Annotated in this window: 15 protein-coding genes; 13 read left to right on the top strand and 2 right to left on the bottom strand. The window is 64.5% G+C overall.

Annotated elements, in window-relative coordinates:
- Nucleotides 1–2: 2 nt before the first annotated feature.
- A complete protein-coding gene (locus JI59_RS10105; protein ID WP_007012833.1) occupies nucleotides 3–365 on the bottom strand; it encodes a hypothetical protein in 363 nt (120 codons plus the stop codon).
- Nucleotides 366–491: 126 nt separating this feature from the next.
- Between JI59_RS10105 and glpX the strand changes: the two genes are divergently transcribed.
- Together glpX and JI59_RS10095 are read left to right on the top strand one after the other, a co-directional pair.
- On the top strand, nucleotides 492–1,472 hold the full coding sequence (gene glpX, locus JI59_RS10100; RefSeq protein WP_038575966.1) for a class II fructose-bisphosphatase: 981 nt from the start codon (nucleotides 492–494) through the stop codon (nucleotides 1,470–1,472).
- A 172-nt stretch (nucleotides 1,473–1,644) separates the two neighbouring features.
- A complete protein-coding gene (locus JI59_RS10095) occupies nucleotides 1,645–2,580 on the top strand; it encodes a ribose-phosphate pyrophosphokinase (protein ID WP_007012835.1) in 936 nt (311 codons plus the stop codon).
- Between the two features lie 61 nt (nucleotides 2,581–2,641).
- Here JI59_RS10095 and JI59_RS10090 read toward each other — a convergent pair whose 3' ends face one another.
- Nucleotides 2,642–3,586: a helix-turn-helix domain-containing protein gene (locus tag JI59_RS10090; protein ID WP_038575963.1), complete on the bottom strand. Its 945-nt coding sequence runs from the start codon at nucleotides 3,584–3,586 to the stop codon at nucleotides 2,642–2,644.
- 173 nt (nucleotides 3,587–3,759) lie between these two features.
- Here JI59_RS10090 and hisN point away from each other — a divergent pair, with 173 nt between their 5' ends.
- The 11 genes from hisN to JI59_RS10035 all read left to right on the top strand — a co-directional run bounded on the left by hisN (nucleotide 3,760) and on the right by JI59_RS10035 (nucleotide 14,514).
- Nucleotides 3,760–4,542, top strand: a complete 783-nt coding sequence (gene hisN / locus JI59_RS10085; RefSeq protein ID WP_038575960.1) for a histidinol-phosphatase — start codon at nucleotides 3,760–3,762, stop codon at nucleotides 4,540–4,542.
- 19 nt (nucleotides 4,543–4,561) lie between these two features.
- Complete coding sequence (locus tag JI59_RS10080) at nucleotides 4,562–5,116, top strand: gamma-glutamylcyclotransferase family protein (RefSeq protein WP_238532510.1); 555 nt, start codon at nucleotides 4,562–4,564, stop codon at nucleotides 5,114–5,116.
- A 46-nt stretch (nucleotides 5,117–5,162) separates the two neighbouring features.
- Complete coding sequence (gene rpmI / locus JI59_RS10075) at nucleotides 5,163–5,366, top strand: 50S ribosomal protein L35 (protein ID WP_007012839.1); 204 nt, start codon at nucleotides 5,163–5,165, stop codon at nucleotides 5,364–5,366.
- A 13-nt stretch (nucleotides 5,367–5,379) separates the two neighbouring features.
- Nucleotides 5,380–5,739, top strand: a complete 360-nt coding sequence (gene rplT / locus JI59_RS10070) for a 50S ribosomal protein L20 (RefSeq protein ID WP_007012840.1) — start codon at nucleotides 5,380–5,382, stop codon at nucleotides 5,737–5,739.
- 171 nt (nucleotides 5,740–5,910) lie between these two features.
- Nucleotides 5,911–6,780, top strand: a complete 870-nt coding sequence (locus tag JI59_RS10065) for a helix-turn-helix domain-containing protein (protein WP_238532511.1) — start codon at nucleotides 5,911–5,913, stop codon at nucleotides 6,778–6,780.
- A gap of 106 nt (nucleotides 6,781–6,886) precedes the next feature.
- Nucleotides 6,887–7,984, top strand: coding sequence for a phenylalanine--tRNA ligase subunit alpha (pheS, locus tag JI59_RS10060; RefSeq protein WP_007012842.1), 1,098 nt, complete (start codon nucleotides 6,887–6,889; stop codon nucleotides 7,982–7,984).
- Between the two features lie 17 nt (nucleotides 7,985–8,001).
- The gene (gene pheT / locus JI59_RS10055; protein ID WP_007012843.1) at nucleotides 8,002–10,416 is read left to right on the top strand and encodes a phenylalanine--tRNA ligase subunit beta; all 2,415 of its coding nucleotides are present in this window, start codon (nucleotides 8,002–8,004) and stop codon (nucleotides 10,414–10,416) included.
- Between the two features lie 23 nt (nucleotides 10,417–10,439).
- The gene (locus JI59_RS10050) at nucleotides 10,440–11,330 is read left to right on the top strand and encodes an aldose 1-epimerase family protein (protein ID WP_007012844.1); all 891 of its coding nucleotides are present in this window, start codon (nucleotides 10,440–10,442) and stop codon (nucleotides 11,328–11,330) included.
- A gap of 11 nt (nucleotides 11,331–11,341) precedes the next feature.
- Nucleotides 11,342–12,091, top strand: coding sequence for an SDR family NAD(P)-dependent oxidoreductase (locus JI59_RS10045; RefSeq protein WP_038575958.1), 750 nt, complete (start codon nucleotides 11,342–11,344; stop codon nucleotides 12,089–12,091).
- A 47-nt stretch (nucleotides 12,092–12,138) separates the two neighbouring features.
- Nucleotides 12,139–13,677 carry a peptide chain release factor 3 gene (locus tag JI59_RS10040; protein WP_007012846.1) on the top strand — a complete coding sequence of 513 codons (1,539 nt, stop codon included), beginning with the start codon at nucleotides 12,139–12,141 and terminating at the stop codon, nucleotides 13,675–13,677.
- A gap of 132 nt (nucleotides 13,678–13,809) precedes the next feature.
- On the top strand, nucleotides 13,810–14,514 hold the full coding sequence (locus JI59_RS10035) for an endonuclease/exonuclease/phosphatase family protein (RefSeq protein WP_007012847.1): 705 nt from the start codon (nucleotides 13,810–13,812) through the stop codon (nucleotides 14,512–14,514).
- Nucleotides 14,515–14,532 lie beyond the last annotated feature (18 nt).

The raw sequence follows: 14,532 nt of genomic DNA, 5'->3' as shown, positions 1-14,532 counted from the left end.
CGTCAGTCGGCGCGCATCTCGCCCTTGGCGATCTTGTCGGCGTCCGAGCCTTCCGGCGCTTGGGGGATCGACGAGAGATCGATGATGTAAGGGCGGGTGACGCTGCCGAAACCCATCGTCGCCTTGCCCTTGAAGATGCCGTTTCCGGCAACGTCGGGCGCGCGAAGCTGGCCGTCGTCCAGCGCTTCCTTCGAATTGGGATCGCTGTCGGCCGTCGACGGCATGCGGAATTCGTCCTGCTTGGGTGCGCAGACGACGATGTCGCCGCGACGCTCGGGCGTCGAACAGCGATTGGTCAACTTGTCGGGCGTTACGCGACCGCGCGCCATCATCTTTTCCGCTAATTCTCGGTCGGCTTCGCTCACCTGTGCAATTGTCGGGACTGGAGCGAATGCAATAAGCGCGAAAACGAACGGCCACCTTCTCGACAATTTCAATTCCTCTGTCTAAGCGGTCCGAACCTTTCCTCCTCGGATTAATCCGGAGTGAACATGTCCGACAAGAAAACTCCTGCAAGTAAAGTTCTCGACCGCGTCCTCGTTCTCGAAATGGTGCGCGTTACTGAGGCGGCAGCCATTGCCGCTTCCGAACTCATTGGTCGCGGTGATGAGAAAGCCGCCGATCATGCCGCCGTCGAGGCCATGCGCAAGGCTTTTGACGAACTTTATATCGACGGGACTGTCGTGATCGGCGAGGGGGAGCGTGACGAGGCTCCCATGCTTTTCATCGGCGAGAAGGTTGGCGGTGCTCCCGATCGGGGGCCGAAGATCGACATCGCCCTCGATCCGCTGGAAGGCACGACGATCACGGCCAAGGCCGGACCGAACGCGCTGGCCGTCCTCGCTGCCGCCGAAGAAGGTGGCCTGCTGAACGCACCCGACGTCTACATGGACAAGCTGGCCGTGGGGCCGGGCTATCCCGAGGGCGTGATCGACCTCGACAAGACGCCGACCGAGAACATCAAGTCGATTGCTGCGGCCAAGGGCGTGGATCCGCACGAGATCATCGTGTGCGTACTCGACCGTCCGCGCCATGCGGACCTGATCGAGGAACTGCGCGAGATCGGCTGCGGCATCCAGCTCATTCCCGATGGCGACGTTGCCGGCGTGATCGCGGTGACCGACGAGACGACCACCATCGACGTTTACATGGGTTCGGGAGGCGCGCCCGAGGGCGTTCTGGCCGCCGCTGCGCTTCGCTGCGTGGGCGGGCAGATGCAGGGCCGCCTGCTGTTCCGCAACGACGATGAGCGGGCCCGTGCGCGCAAGTGGGGCATCGAGGATCTGAACAAGATCTACACGCTCGGCGAACTGGCCAAGGGCGACTGCATATTCGCGGCGACCGGTGTGACCAGCGGCTCGCTGCTCGATGGCGTCAAGCGCCTCAAGGGCGGCAAGATGACGACCGAAAGTGTCGTCATGCGCGCAAGTTCGGGGACTGTGCGCTGGATCAAGGGCGAACACCGCCACTGATCGCGTCGTCCTGACGATTCAGGCAGTTAGGGCCGGGTCCGTTGGTGCGGGTCCGGCCTTGCCGCTTGTGGCGGGGGAGAAAAACCTGCCGCGCTCTATTGCAATCGGATGACGCATGGCTAGAGGCCTGCGCCATCAGCCCAAAAACTATCGGCCGTCTCGGGGATTCGCGATGAAGATCATGTCCGGCAACAGCAACCTTCCGCTCGCGCGCGCTATCGCGGGATATCTCGAGTTGCCGCTAACCGACGCCAGCGTCCGGCGCTTTGCCGACGAGGAAATCTTCGTCGAGATTCACGAGAACGTGCGCGGCGAGGACGTCTTCGTCGTCCAGCCGACGAGCTTTCCGGCCAATGACAACCTGATGGAACTGCTGATCGGCATCGACGCGCTGCGCCGCGCTTCGGCAAAGCGGATCACGGCGGTCGTTCCCTACTTCGGCTATGCCCGCCAGGACCGCAAGCCGGGACCGCGCACGCCGATCTCGGCGAAGCTCGTTGCCAATCTGATCACCGAGGCCGGGGCCGACCGCGTTCTCTCGGTCGATCTGCACGCCGGGCAGATCCAGGGCTTCTTCGATATCCCGACCGACAACCTCTTTGCAGCGCCGGTCATGGCGGCCGATATCCAGGCCCGCTACGGCGACCAGTCGCTTATGGTGGTCTCGCCGGACGTCGGCGGCGTGGTCCGCGCCCGCGCGCTGGCCAAGCGTCTCGACAATGCGCCGCTGGCCATCGTCGACAAGCGCCGCGACCGCCCGGGGCAGTCCGAGGTCATGAATATCATCGGCGACGTCAAGGGCCGCGCCTGCATCCTGATCGACGACATCATCGATTCGGGCGGGACCCTGTGCAATGCCGCGCAGGCGCTGATGGACGAGGGCGCAGTCAGCGTCACTGCCTACATCACCCACGGCGTGCTTTCGGGCGCAGCGGTTTCGCGCGTGAACAATTCGGCGCTCAAGGAACTGGTGATCACCGATTCGATCCAGGCCACCGATGCCGCGCGCGAATCGGATCGCATCCGGATCCTGACCATCGCACCGCTGATCGGCGAGGCGATTCGCCGTATCGCCGACGAAAGCTCGGTTTCCAGCCTTTTCGACTGAGGTCGATCCACTTCGGATCAATTGATGAAGGACTGGCGCTGCAAGAGCGGCGTCGGTCCTGTCAGGCCCAGGGCCTGTCTTGGCCGGGCTGGAGCCGCTTGAGCGCTTCCAGCCTGCGGGCCTGCCGCGATTCCAGCGCCAGGGTCAGGATCGGCTGCGGTGTGCTCTGGAACTGGCGCGGCGACATTCCGAACAATTCGGTGAACTCATGGATGAGGTGGCTCTCGTCGTAATAGCGCAGCGCGATCTCGTCGCCTTCGTTCCTGTCCGCCACCCCGCGCAAATGACTGGCCATGTCGAGCGCGCGCGCACGCCGCAGCACTTGCTTGGGTGACATGCCGAAGTCGCGGTTGATCATGCGTTCGAGCTTGCGGCGCTCGACGCCGCAATCGCGCGCGGCCTGGGCGACGGTGATGTTCGGGTTGCTGAAAGCCAGCTCTTCGAATCGGGAGGTCACCGGATCGGGATGCCTGGCGTCAATCTGATCGATCCGGCGTCGCACCATGTTTTCAAGCGCTTGCAGCCAATCTTCGGGAGATCCGTCCGGATCGATGTTCGACAGGATTTTGGCAGAGGGCGATTTGACCGCGTCGGTCACGACCAGCCGGTCCACGAACTCGCGCACGTGGAGACCCTGCAGTGTAAGGCAGGCGCCCGGACGCAGGATCAGGCCGAGGCTCGTGAAGCTGCCGGTTACCGAGACGGGCATCCGCCGCGACTGCGGCCCGAAGAACAGGGCAGCCTTGCCGAAATGCTCGGGGCCGGTAGCGGTCACCGCCCGCCAATCGCCCGCAAGCTGGATGCGAAGGCAGGCGGTGTCGTTGAACAGCCCGCAGGACAACTGATAATCTTCGGGCGCGGTAACTTTGGTCACGTAGAGGCGGCCCACCCACGGAGCCAGGTCCGGTGCGGGTGCCCGGTTATAGGAGAGGGGCTGGCCTCCGCTGGTCACCCCTTGTTCCGGTTCGATGGACGTATCCACAGCCGGACGTTTCTTGCGATGCATGCCCCTCTTTCGTTAAGTTAAAAGCCCTTAACCATGAAATACGATGCCGCTCCAAGTGTCGCAATGGAGGAAATCTATACATTCGTTCCATCCGACCTGCAATTTTCTTACAGGTACTGCAGGTAATATATTGCCGCTTGACCAGCCCGGAATGCTGCAGGCAGAGGGTGCTCATGAAGATCGATCAGGACCTCGCCCTTGCCCTGCGTCTGGCGGATGCTGCCGGTGATGCCATTCGTCCGCATTTCCGCTCGGGGCTCGATGCAGAGCGCAAGGAAGACGCCTCGCCGGTAACCGTGGCCGACCGCGCCGCCGAAGAGGCGATGCGCCGGATCCTCAAGGCGGAAGTGCCGCGCGACGAGATCGTCGGCGAGGAATTCGGCACCGAGGCCGGGACTTCGGGGCGGAGCTGGGTCCTCGATCCCATCGACGGCACCGTGTCGTTTCTGGCCGGCCGGCCGATCTTCGGCACCCTGATCGCCCTGCTGGTGGATGGCTGGCCCGTGATGGGCGTGATCGATCAGCCGATTCTCGGCGAGCGGTGGGTCGGTGCCAGCGGCATGGCGACCACGTTCAATGGCCGTGAAGTGCGGACACGGCCCTGCCGCCAGCTCTCCGATGCCATGCTGGCCACAACCGGTCCGCAATACTTCGACGACCACCAGGGCGACCACTTCATGGCGCTTGCGGCCCGCACCGACCATCGCCGGATGATGATGGGCGGGGACTGCTACAACTACGGTCTGCTTGCATCCGGCCAGATCGACCTCGTCTGCGAGGCCGGGCTGAAGCTGCACGACTGGGCCGCTCTCGTGCCGATCGTTGAAGGTGCGGGCGGGACCATGTGCGACTGGAACGGCGATCCGCTCCATGCCGCTTCGGGCGGTGAGGTCCTGGCGATCGGCGATCCGGCCCGGCTGGAAGACGTCGTCGAGGCGCTGGCCTGCCATCACTGACCGGTTGCGACGCGAGAAGGTGACGCGGCTGCGGCTCTTCGTTTACGGCACGCTTCAACCCCGCGCGGGAACCCGGATGGGCGCGTGGATCGCCGCGCGCTGCCAGACCAGCGCAGATGCGAGCCTCCCTGGACAAATCCATGCGATCCGCAGCGGCAACGGCTGGTTCCCCGCGCTGGTCCCGGCTGCGTCGGCGCATCGTGTGCGCGGTACCTTGTGTGAGCTCGAACTCGCACCCGGTGAACTTTCGCTGCTCGATCGCTATGAAGGCGCCGAATACCGCCGCGCGGCGATGCCGGTGCTTATCGGCAAAGGCGGGCGGGTCGCGGCGCAGGTCTATACTCTGGCGGATACCGCTGCCCGCTCATGCCCGCCCGATAGCCGGCGGCGATTACCTCGCGTGGTTGGAGGAAAGCCGGTTGAGTGCCTTCACCACGCTGCGCAACGGGGCCTGAACGCCGCTCGGCGGCGTCTTCGCGCTTGCCTTGCGGCGATCTTCCCACTAAGGGCGCGACCTTCAATCGACACGGTCGAATCTCCGCGACGGGGATTCGGCGTGCTGGTCTGGCCATGAAGGGCTGCCACGGCTGGTGCGACGTGTCCCTGAAAAGGAGTCGAAAATGCCCAAGTTGAAGACGAAGAGCGGCGTCAAGAAGCGCTTCAAGCTCACCGCCACCGGCAAGGTGAAGCACGGCGTTGCCGGCAAGCGTCACCGCCTGATTAGCCATAACGGCAAGTACATCCGCCAGAATCGCGGCACCGAGGTCATTTCCGACGCCGATGCCAAGACGATCAAGAAGTGGGCGCCCTACGGGCTCAACTGAGGAGTACTGACCGATGAGCCGTATCAAGAGGGGTGTTACCACCCGCGCCAAGCACAAGCGTATTCTGGACCAGGCCAAGGGCTACCGCGGCCGCCGCAAGAATACGATCCGCGTCGCTCGCCAGGCCGTCGAAAAGGCCGGCCAGTACGCCTATCGCGACCGCAAGGTTAAGAAGCGGACTTTCCGCGCGCTCTGGATCCAGCGTATCAACGCTGCCGTCCGCGCCGAAGGCCTGACCTACTCGCAGTTCATTCACGGCGCCAAGCTCGCCGGTATCGAACTCGACCGCAAGACGATGGCCGACCTCGCCATGAACGAAGGTTCGGTTTTCTCGGCGGTGATCAAGCAGGCAAAGGAAGCGCTTCCGGCCTGATCGGAATCGTTTTTAAGCCGGGCCGATTGGCCCGGACCGAGATCGGAGAATGGGCGCGGATGCATAAATCCGCGCCCATTTTCTTGCGTGTTTACAACTTTGCGTTAGGTTTGCCGGTCCAGCTAGGAGCTTGAAAGGATGCCCCCGTCCTGCAAGGTAACTGCGGAATACATGAGTACCTCTCCGAGGTTGCTGCGCTATTTTGCAGGTGTGTTCCTCATCGAGATCGAAGTCGAAGGCGACGGCTTCATCGAAGATTTCATGTTCCCTGACTGGGCCACCCTGCGCTTCAATCACGTACCGCTGGTTGGCGGCGCCACGCGCGACGGCCAGGCTCTGGGTACGGCGACTTTCTCCGTCTCCGGGCCGCGCACGCAGGAGGCTTACCTGCGAACGGGGACCATTCGCCAGTGGGGCGTCCTGCTTCATCCGCTTGGCTGGGCCCTGCTGGTCGGGGCGCCCGCGCATAAATATGCCAATCGGCTGGCCGATGGCATGACCGATCCCGCATTCGCAAAGTTCAGGCCCCTGGCCGAAATCCTGTTTGGTCCCGAGCCGGACAGGCAAGGGGAACTTGACCGCCTCACCGACTTTTTCGACGGGCTCGAGCAGCTGCGCGACCCTTCCGCCCGCAGCATCGCCGAAGTCTATGAGGCGCTGTATGATCCGGAGATCGAGACGGTGCCGGAGCTGGTCGAGCGTTCGGGCGTCAGCCGCCGCACGCTGGAGCGCCTGTGCCAGCGGGCCTTCGGCTTCTCACCCAAGACCCTGCTGCGCCGCGAGAGGTTCCTGCGCAGCCTTACCCACTTCACCGTCGACCCGACCCTCAGGTGGATGGGGGCAATGGATGCGGCCTATCACGACCAAGCCCAGTTCGTGCGCGACTTCCGGGAATTCATGGGCATGACCCCCTCGGAATACGGGCAATTGTCCAAGCCGGTCGTCGAGCCGGTCATCCGTGAACGCACGCGCTATGCCCGCCAAGTCGCGCTCGAGTTGAAGGAAGGTGCGAGCTGGCACGGGATCAAGCCCGACTTGTGAAGAATTGCGCCTTCGCACCGCGCTATCCTGCTCTTTCGTTGCGATTCGCGGCTGACCTGCCTAAGGACCGCGGCTCGATACCAGCAACGCAGCAGGCAGACGACACGTGGACTACGCAGCAACCGGCCAGGAGGCGCTCTCGCGGATAGCGGGGGCATCCGATCTCGATACGCTGGAGGCGCTGCGCGTCGAGTTTCTGGGCAAGCAGGGCTCGATCTCCGGCCTGCTCAAAACCCTGGGCAAGATGAGCCCGGACGAGCGCAAGGCCGAAGGCCCCAAGATCCACGGCTTGCGCGAAAGCGTGACCGAGGCGTTGACCTCGCGCAAGGAAGCGCTCGAAACCGCCGCTCTCGACGCCCGCCTCGCTTCGGAGACCATCGATCTTTCGCTGCCCGCGCCCGACCAGCCGCGCGGATCCGTGCACCCGGTTTCGCAGGTCATGGACGAACTGGCCGAAGTCTTCGCCGACATGGGCTTTGCCGTTGCCACTGGCCCCGAAATCGAGGACGACTGGCACAACTTCACCGCGCTCAACATGCCCGAGAGCCATCCGGCGCGTGCGATGCACGACACTTTCTATTTCCCCGATCACAACGATGACGGGCGCGAGATGCTGCTGCGCACGCATACTTCGCCGGTGCAGATCCGTTCGATGATCGCGCAAGGTGCGCCGCTGCGGGTGATCGCGCCGGGCCGTGTCTATCGCTCGGACAGCGATGCCACCCATACGCCCATGTTCCACCAGATCGAAGGCCTCGTGATCGACAAGGGCATTCACCTGGGACACCTCAAGTGGACGCTCGAAACTTTCCTCAAGGCCTTCTTCGAGCGTGACGACATCGTCCTGCGCCTGCGTCCCAGCTACTTCCCCTTCACCGAGCCTTCGGTCGAAGTCGACGTGGGCTATGCCTACGAAGGCGGCCGCCGCGTCGTGGGCGGATCGGGCGATGCGCCGGGGCACGCCTGGATGGAAGTGCTCGGTTCGGGCATGGTCAATCGCCGCGTCATCGAGGCTGGCGGGCTCGATCCCGACGAATGGCAAGGCTTTGCCTTCGGTACCGGCGTCGATCGACTTGCCATGCTGAAATACGGCATGGACGACTTGCGCGCCTTCTTCGACGGCGACGTTCGCTGGCTCTCTCACTACGGATTCTCCGCCCTCGACGTGCCGACCCTCTCGGGCGGCGTCGGTACGCCGGCCTGAGCGGAAGGAAAGAACACATGAAATTCTCGCTCGTCTGGCTCAAGCGCTACATCGAAACCGAAGCGACCGTCGAGGAAGTGGCGGCAACGCTCAATGCCATCGGCCTTGAAGTCGAAGGCATCGAAGACCCGGCCGCCAGGCTCGCCGGCTTCCGCGTCGCCAGGGTCCTGACTGCCGCGCGTCATCCAGATGCCGACAAGCTGCAGGTGCTGACGGTCGATACCGGAGACGGCGATCCGCTTCAGGTGGTCTGCGGTGCGCCCAATGCGCGCGCCGGCCTCGTCGGCGTGCTGGGACTGCCCGGCGCGACGGTTCCGGCCAACGGCATGGTGCTCAAGGTTGCCGCGGTGCGCGGCGTCGAATCGAACGGCATGATGTGCTCCACGCGCGAGCTGGAGCTGGGCGATGACCACGACGGCATCATCGAATTGCCCGAAGATGCGCCGGTCGGCACCGATTTCGCCGCCTATCACGGCGCCAGTCCGATCATCGAAGTGGCGATCACGCCCAACCGGCCCGACTGCATGGGGCTCTTCGGCATTGCCCGCGATCTGGCCGCGGCCGGTCTCGGCACGCTCAAGCCGATGAAGGTGGAGCCTGTCGAAGGCACGTTCCCGTGCCCGGTCGAGATCCGCACCGACGATCCGGAAGGCTGTCCGGCCTTCTACGGCCGCGTCATCAAGGGCGTGAAGAACGGCCCGTCGCCGCAGTGGCTGCAGGACCAGCTGCTCTCGGCAGGTCAGCGTCCGATTTCGGCGCTGGTCGACATCACCAATTATCTCATGCTTGGCCACGGCCGCCCGGCCCATGCCTACGATCTGGCCAGGCTTTCCGGTCCCGTGGTCGCCCGCCGCGCCCGCGATGGAGAGACCGTCGTTGCGCTGAACGAGAAGAGCTACACGCTCGATGGCGAGATGACCGTGATCGCCGACGACAGCGGCGTGCATGACATTGCCGGCATCATGGGCGGCGAGCATTCGGGCTGTTCGGACGAGACGACCGACGTCCTGCTCGAGATCGCCTATTTCGATCCGGTCCGCATCGCCAAGACGGGGCGCAAGCTCAATCTCACCTCGGATGCGCGCAGCCGCTTCGAGCGCGGCATAGATCCGCAGTTCCTCGATACCGGTCTCGATTACCTGACGACGTTGATCCAGATGATCTGCGGCGGTGAGGCTTCGCACGTGGTTCGCGCCGGTGCGGCGCCGGCTACGCCCAGGATCGTCCATTTCGAGCCCGGTCTGACAGAGCAGCTCGGCGGCGTTGTGGTGAAGCCGGAGGAGCAACAGCGAATCCTCGAGGCGCTGGGCTTCTCGGTGGTCGTCGAGGAAGCGAATTTCGACAAGGCCTGGGCCGTGACTGTCCCGGGCTGGCGTCCGGATATCGACGGCGCGCCCGACATCGTCGAGGAAGTGGTGCGCATTCACGGGCTCGACAAGGTGGAGAGCGTGGCCCTGCCGCGTGCCGACGGTGTCGCCCTGCCGACCGCCACGGCCATGCAGCAGCTCGAACGCCGCGTTCGCCGCGCTGCCGCAGCGCGCGGGATGCATGAGGCGGTGACCTGGTCGTTCCTTCCCGAAGCGGAAGCGGCAGCCTTTGCCGATGGCGAGGGCCCCCTTTGGACCTTGTCCAATCCGATCAGCGAGGACATGAAAGTCATGCGCCCTTCGCTGCTGCCGGGCCTGCTTTCCGCCGCTCGCCGCAATCTGGACCGCGGCGCCGCCAGTCTGCGCCTGTTCGAGATTGGCCGCCGCTATCTGCGCGGCAAGGCGGGCATGAGCGACGAGCGCCTGACCCTCGGTGTGGTGCTTGCAGGCGAGAAGACGCCGCGCGGCTGGGCATCGGGCAAGGCGACTGCCTTCGACGCCTTCGACGCCAAGGGCGAAGTGCTGGCCCTGCTTGCCGAAGCAGGCGCCCCTGCCGACAAGCTCCAGGTCATGGGTGAGGCCGGGCCGCAGTTCCATCCCGGCCAATCGGCCACGCTGCGCCTTGGGCCCAAGAACGTGCTGGCCCGGTTCGGCATGATCCATCCCGGGGTGGCGAAGCAGTTCGACATCGACGGGCCGGTGGCCCTGGCCGAGATCTATCTCGACGCCATCCCGGCGAAGAAGGGCGCGGCCAGTTTCGCCCGCATCAAATATGCGCCGCCTGCGCTCCAGGCGATCACGCGCGACTTCGCCTTCCTCGTGCCGGCCGAAACGCCCGCGGGCGATCTCGTGCGGCTGGTGCAGGGTGCGGACAAGGCCAACATCGTCTCGGCCCGGCTCTTCGACGATTTCCGCGGCACGGGCGTTCCCGAGGGACAGAAGTCGCTGGCCCTTGAAGTGACGCTCCAGCCGCAGGAGAAGAGCTACAAGGAAGAAGACCTCAAGGCGATTGCCGACAAGGTAACCGCCGCGGCCGCCAAGCTCGGGGCCGTTCTTCGCGGCTGACAGACACGGACAGGAGATCGCCGGTGCCGGAAGTGGAATTGCTGACTATCGGTTCCGGCGATCTGACTGCCCGGATCAACCCTTTCGGGGCCGAGTTGTGGTCGCTGACCGATGCCCTCGGGCGCGAGTTCATGACCGATGCCGATCCGGCGTTCTGGGGCGGCCATGCTCCGCTGCTGTTCCCCATCGTCGGCGCGCTCAATGGTGACAGGTACCTGCTCGAGGGGCTGGAATACGCACTGCCCAAGCACGGCTTTGCCCGCAATTCCCTGTTCGAAACAATCGCAGCAGAAGAGAGCCGCGCCTGCTTTCGGCTGACGGACAGTGAGGCGACGCGCGCGGTCTATCCCTTCGCCTTCGCGCTGGAGGTGGAGTTCCGCCTGGAGGGCATGACGCTGCACATGACGGCGACGGTCCGCAACACCGGCGAAGCGCAGTTGCCTTTCAGCTTCGGCTATCATCCCGCCTTTGCCTGGCCGCTGCCCGGCGGGTCGGAAAAGGCCGATCACGTCATTGCCTTCGCCGAGCCCGAGCCGCAGCCGATCCGGCGAATCGATCCGCCAAGCGGCCTGCTGCTTTCCGAAGTCTTCGAATCCCCGGTCGAGGGGCATCATCTGGAACTCGATGCCGCGCTGTTCGAGCCGGATGCGATGATCTGGGACGCGCCGACGAGCCGTTCGCTGACTTTCGGGACGCCCGGCGGCTCGCAGCTTGCCATCGCCTTTCCCGATACGCCGATGCTGGGCATCTGGCAGAAACCCGGCGCACGCTACTTGTGCATCGAGCCCTGGCAGGGCCATGCCGATCCGGTGGGATTCGCTGGAGAGTTCCGCAGCAAGCCGGGGATCGTCGAACTCGAACCCGGCGCCAGCCGTTCGTTCCGCATGGATGTGACCGTCCTGACGGCCGATTGAAGGAGATCAATATGAAGACCGTTCTCGTCACCGGTGCCACGGCCGGTATCGGCGAAGCCTGTGCCCGCGCTTTCGTGAAAGCGGGTTGGCGCGTGGTGGCTACCGGCCGCCGGGCGGAGCGGCTCGAGGCTCTGGCAAGCGAGCTGGGGGCGGACAAGGTCCACCCTTGCGTATTCGACGTGCGCGATGAAGCAGCCCGCGACGCTGCATTGGCCGCGCTTCCCGAAGATTTTGCGCAGATCGACTGCCTCGTGAACAATGCCGGGCTCGCGCTCGGCACCCAGCCGGCGCAAAAGTCCGATCTCGCCGAATGGAAGACGATGATCGAGACCAACGTGACGTCGCTGGTCTCGCTCACCCACAAGCTCTTGCCGGCGCTGATCGAACGCAAGGCGGTGATCGTGAACCTTTCCTCGGTTGCGGCGACCTACCCCTACACCGGCGGCAACGTCTATGGCGGAACCAAGGCCTTCGTGCGCCAGTTCTCGCTGGGCCTGCGCTCGGACCTGTCGGGCACCGGCGTGCGCGTGACCTCGATCGAGCCGGGCATGGTCGAGACCGAGTTTACCGTCATCCGCACCGGCGGCGACAAGGAGGCCTCGGACCGCCTCTATGCCGGGGTGAACCCGTTGACGGGGGCGGATATCGCCGATGTCGTGCTGTGGGTCGCCAGCCAGCCGCCGCACGTCAATATCAATGCTCTTGAGCTCATGCCGGTCAACCAGTCCTTCGCCGGTTTCCAGGTTGCCCGCGAAGGATAGGCGCGCGAAAGTTGCGGTAAGGCGCGCGCCCCACTAAAGGCGCGCCCATGACTGCATCGCGCCGCACCTTCGCCATTATCTCGCATCCTGACGCGGGCAAGACGACCCTGACCGAGAAGCTCCTGCTTCAGGGCGGGGCGATTCACCTTGCCGGACAGGTCAAGGCGCGCGGCCAGGCGCGCCGCGCGCGCTCGGACTGGATGAAGATCGAACAGCAGCGCGGCATCTCGGTGACCAGCTCGGTCATGACTTTCGAGCGTACCGATGCCGATGGCAACACGATCACATTCAACCTGCTCGACACGCCGGGCCACGAAGACTTCTCCGAGGACACCTACCGCACGCTAACCGCGGTCGATTCGGCGATCATGGTCATCGACGCGGCCAAGGGCATCGAGCCGCAGACCCGCAAGCTGTTCGAGGTCTGTCGTCTGCGGTCGGTGCCGATCATCACTTTCGTCAACAAGGTCGACCGCGAAGGCCGGGCCTGTTTCGACCTGCTCGACGAAGTGGCCGACATGCTTGCGCTCGATGTCTGCCCGATGTCGTGGCCGGTCGGCATGGGTGGCCTCTTCCAGGGCATTCTCGATCTCAAGAGCGGCAAGGTCAGCCGTCCGGAAGGCGGCAGCAAGGAATTCCTCGGCAAGGTCGACGAAAACGTCGAACTGCCCGAGGAAGTCGCGGAGGAAATCGAGCTGGCCCAGGCCGGCTATCCCGAATTCGACATCGAGGCCTATCGCGGGGGCGACCTGACTCCGGTGTTCTTCGGTTCCGCGCTCAAGAACTTCGGCGTGGTCGAACTGATCGAGGCGATCGCCAACTTCGCGCCGCCGCCGCGCCCGCAGCCGACCGAGGCAGGGCCGGTCGATCCCGAGCACAAGGAAGTCACTGGCTTCATCTTCAAGGTCCAGGCCAACATGGACCCGATGCACCGCGACCGCATCGCCTTCATGCGGCTGGTCTCGGGCACCTTCAAGCGCGGGATGAAGCTGACGCCGTCGGGGCTGGGCAAGCCGATCGCGGTGCACTCGCCGATCCTCTTCTTCGCGCAGGACCGTGAGATCGCGGACAGCGCCGAGCCTGGCGATATCATCGGAATCCCCAACCACGGCACCTTGCGCGTCGGCGATACCCTGTCCGAGAAGAACCAGATCCGCTTCACCGGCCTGCCCAACTTCGCGCCGGAAATCCTGCGGCGCGTCGCGCTCAGGGATCCGACCAAGACCAAGCAGCTGCGCAAGGCGCTCGACGACCTGTCCGAAGAGGGCGTGATCCAGGTCTTCTATCCGGAGATCGGCTCGCAGTGGATCGTCGGCGTCGTCGGCCAGCTCCAGCTCGACGTGCTGATCTCGCGGCTGGAGGCCGAGTACAAGGTCGAGGCGGTGCTCGAGGCATCGCCCTTCGACACGGCGCGCTGGATCAAGGGCGACGACAAGGCGCTCCGGGACTTTGCGGATTTCAACAAGATGAACCTCGCCAAGGACCGCGACGGCGATCCGGTGTTCATGGCCAAGTCCGCCTGGGACGTCAGCTACCAGCAGGAACGCAATCCCGATCTGACCTTCAGCGCCACCAAGGAGCGTTGATCCGGCCGCTGAGCAGGGAACTCTCCCCCTCTCTCGCGGATTGATCCTGTACAGACCTTGGCAGCTCCGGATCGTCGGAGATACTCTGCTGCAAGGGCGGCCCGGTCGGGGGCGGCAGGAGCGGTTTCGCGCGTGAAGATCAGGTTCGCCAGCTACAACATCCACAAGGCGGTCGGTCTCGATCGCCGACGCGACCATGAGCGCATCCTGCGCATCCTGCGCGAAGTCGATGCCGATATCGTGGCCCTGCAGGAGGTCGACCGTCGCTTCGGCAGGCGGATGACGGCGCTGCCCCTCGACGCGATCCACGATGCGACGGATTACCGTCCGGTCCCGATGTCGATGAAACCCGACAGTCTGGGCTGGCACGGGAACGCGATCCTCGTGCGCAAGGGCATAGACATTGTCGAAGCGGCGCCCGTACCCTTGCCGGTCCTGGAGCCGCGCGGGGCGGTGCGGGCCGATCTCATGGTGGAAGGCCATCGTTTCCGTGTGGTGGGCATGCACCTCGACCTGTCGGGCCTTCGCCGACGCCACCAGATCCGCAGCGTCCTTACCCATGTTGCCGAGTGCGATCACGATTGCCCCACGGTGCTGATGGGCGATCTCAACGAATGGGCCGTCCACGGTGGCTGTTTTCGTGAATTCGACGCCAGTTGGCAGATCCTTGCGCCAGGGCAGAGTTTCCCTGCGCGCAGGCCGATTGCCCGGCTGGATCGCATTATCGTGTCGCGTCAATGGGAAGTGCTCGAAGCGAAGGTCCACCATAGTCCGCTATCGGCGGTCGGATCGGACCACCTGCCCGTCCATGCCTCGCTGGTGTTGCCTAAAAAATAGGCAACTGCTCAGGAATCA

It is taken from the genome of Novosphingobium pentaromativorans US6-1, from assembly GCF_000767465.1.
GTDB lineage: Bacteria > Pseudomonadota > Alphaproteobacteria > Sphingomonadales > Sphingomonadaceae > Novosphingobium > Novosphingobium pentaromativorans.
This window is presented reverse-complemented; position numbering and strand designations above follow the sequence as displayed.